Annotated in this window: 1 protein-coding gene; it reads right to left on the reverse strand. The window is 46.8% G+C overall.

Annotated features, from left to right (window positions below; all coding sequences use genetic code 11):
* Positions 1 to 856: 856 nt before the first annotated feature.
* Positions 857 to 3,550: WD40 repeat domain-containing protein (locus tag QUB56_RS36475; protein WP_332961233.1), on the reverse strand; the 2,694-nt coding region annotated here is incomplete at its 5' end.

Genomic DNA, 3,550 nt, shown 5'->3' on the forward strand with positions numbered 1-3,550 from the left:
AAAACACTATAGCCATCCTAAATCATTTGTGAATTTCTTACTCCCTCCCCGAACTCGCGGGGAGGGCTGGGGTGGGGAAAAAAATTTACAACTCCTGCAAGGATTGCTATATAATACTGATAATTATTCATGCTATAGCAAGTCTATTTGAGTCATGAATGTAGAACTACCTGAAACGCTTGTGATAATTGAATAGATTGTTTACAAATCAAAGGGTTTTGCTATATGATACCAAACAGCTGAAATACGTTGCGCTGTTGAACAGGATAGACGGTTCGCCCTACCAAAGTGTTAATAATTACAGAATTGCGGTAAGCCCCCAATCCTAAATCTGATGAGCCCAGGCCGTGAGTGTGAAACTCGCCACTCTTTACGAAAATTTGATTGGGAATGCCTTGGGTCAGAGCCAGGTCATAGCCAATCTTAACAATGTATCGCTTCTTTTCGTCCCACTGAATTAGATGTATGTAGCTGCGGTTAAAATCGCCAAGCAAACGTTAAGTTGACACCGATGACGGAGGCACCGCCCCTACCATCCACTCCCTATTTTCAAGCTAGGCCCCCATGCCTTTTGGGTACAACGAACCGATGAAAATCCCTCTTCCCCTAGCCCCCAGCCCCTATTTTCAGATTAGGTATATTGACTCTCGTTGCCGATCGCCCTCTTCCACCTCTGCAGAGAGTCCGCAGATAATTTCGTACCCAATTACAGCTATATTCGGTGCAAATCAAGTTTGAGTACGCGCGGAAAATCCGAGACAACGAGAGTGTTATCTTCACCAACAGAAGCTAAAAAACTGCCCTATTTGTGCGATCGCGCAGATTCCAAACTTAAGCCCTATATTTTTGAAGATGTCTATTGGCCAGAGCGATCGGCGCTTCGCTGCAGCGCTTCGCGATCGCACAAATGTCTATCTTCCTCCTTCACTTCGACATTAGTGAGCAGATAATCCCGCACCCAATCGCAACCCGCTGCTACTACCTTATCTAGCTCTACAGACTGCTCTAAATTCCACAAAATTACCGTTTTGTCCTCAGCAGCCGAAGCCAGAGTTTTGCCATCAGGAGCGAAGGCTAATCCCTTCACCCCAGCACTATGCCCAATTAGATTTGTCAGCAATGTGCCATTACTCTTCCAGAGTTTAATTATTCCATCATTACTGCCTGTAGCAATGGTCTGGCTGTCCGGGCTAAACGCTAGACTCCAAGTCCCAGAATTATGTCCTTTAAGAGTATGCAGTAACTTGCCGTCACGACTCCAAAGTTTAGCCGTCGTGTCTGAACTCACCGAAGCAATCAATTCACCATTAGGGCTGAAAGCTACGCCAGTGACCGTATTATTATGACCTTGAAGAGTCTTGAATAAGCTATCCTCACCAAACCCCTTTGGAGCGGGTGTGGGCTGTGGGGTTGCAGGTTTCGGGGAAGCTAAATGCCAAAGCTTTACCGTGTTGTCGCCACTGGTCGATGCAAGTGTCGAACCATCGGGACTAAAAGCAACCCCCCAAATCCCCGCCGTGTGTCCTCTAAAAGTAGCGATTTCGGTGCCATCTAACCGCCAAAGTTTGACTGTGCGATCGCTACTCACAGAAGCAAGCATCTGACCGTCAGGGCTAAAAGCCACTCTCCTAATATCACCTTTATGCCCTTTGAGACTATAAAGCAATTTACCGTTCGGACTCCAAAGCTTAATCGATTGGTCTGCACCAACAGTTGCGATCGTTTGACCATTTGGACTAATTGCAACTGAGCCAAACCGAGAGCTTGGCCCTTTTAAACGTCGATAGCTACTCCCGTCCTTGCGCCAGAGAATTGTCTCATTTGGACTCGATGAAGCGATTAACTGTCCGTCGGGACTAAAAGCGATTCCCCACATTCCCGCCGTATGTCCCCGCAGAATTGTCAGCAACCGATTGCGTAATTTCCACAGTTTTACAGTGCCATCCAAAGATGCAGAGTATAGTGTGTCGCCACTCGGACTAAATGCCAGATCTAGAATGCCACTATCATGGCCTTTAATGGCATTCAACAAAGTACCGTCCTTGCTCCAAAACTTGAGCATCTTGTCCTCAGATCCAGAGACGAGGATCTGCCCGTTCGGGCTGAACGCTAGGGCGTTAATTGCCCCATCGTGTGCGGTGAAAGTCTTTAACAAACTGCCGTCACGCTGCCACAGATGCAGCTTGCCGTCTCCTTCGCCGGTTGCCAGGGTTTTGCTGTCAGGACTAAAGTCTATTGAAAAAACAGGAGATGGCATACCTGAAAGTGTTTTCAATAACGTGCCATCGGGCTGCCAGAGTTTTAAAGTGCCGCTGTCAGCAGCCGAGGCTATCAGCTCTCCATCGGGGCTAAAAGCTACCGGTGTGGAAAGGATCGCGCCATGCTTCAAGGTCTTGAGCAATCTGCCATCGCTGCGCCAAATTTTTATCGTACCGTCCCCACTGGAGGCAACAATCAGTTTTCCGTCTGGACTAAACTTGGCTTGGCCAGTTACAGCTTTAAACCCTGTCAAAGTTTTCACCAGAGTACCGTCACGTCGCCAGAGTTTGACGGTTGTGTCTCCGTTTGATGAAACAATGAGCTGACCGTTGGGGCTGATGTCCACGCTTATAACTGGGCCGCGATATGCTTTAAAGGTATCGAGCAACCTACCATCGCGCTGCCAAATTTGGACACCATTTCCCATTGTTGCCACAGCAATCATCTCGCCATCAGAACTGACATCTAAGGCGGCATTGACAGAGGCATAACCCGAAAAGCGGTTAGATTCAACAGCTCCATAAATTAACCGTCGCAAGGCTAACTCCACCATTGTTTCTGTCTGCGGGTCGCTTGGTGCCAAGTGTTTGAGTTCAATTCTTGCCTTGAGCGCTTCAATTAAAGCATCTAATCTTTTATCTAAGGCAAACAGGGCTTCCGAATATCTAGCCCTGCCTTGAATTTTTTCTATTGCCTCATTGCGTTGGCTAGCGAGGGCTTTTTGGTACTGGGAGAAAGCGAAAATTCCCGCTGCGATCGCGATCGCTAAAGCGAAGGAAAGTCCCGCAATCAAATAAGTTTGGCGTTTGGCACTTTTTTTCTTTAGCGCCAGCCTAGCTTCTACTTCCTTAAGACGTTCTGCTTCTAAAAATAATTGCAATTCTTGTCTGTCTACTTCTTGGCTAGCTGCTAAAAACTGATAGTCCAAATCGCTTAAACTTTTGCCCTGCACCCAGGTTTGAGCGTCTTTGAGCGCTTGTCCGCGCAATAATCGCGATTCATCTTTTTGCCCAGAAGCTACCCAAGCATCAAACACCTGCGAGTAAGGACGCAATGCTGCTAATTTTTTTTCAACCCATAGGTGATTAAATACTTGTTGATAGATGGGATTTTTTACCTTTAATATTCCCTCGTGTTTAACGACCAAGCCACTGAGTAACAATTCAATCTGCTCTTGACTATCATCACTTTTTATTTCAATTCCTTCCCAAACTTTTTGATAAATGCCGAGAATTCTACCAGCCCGCTGACCGTTACGTTCAATGCGATCGCGAATCGTTCTCAGGTGTTC

It is taken from the genome of Microcoleus sp. AR_TQ3_B6 (assembly GCF_036702785.1).
Taxonomy (GTDB): domain Bacteria; phylum Cyanobacteriota; class Cyanobacteriia; order Cyanobacteriales; family Microcoleaceae; genus Microcoleus.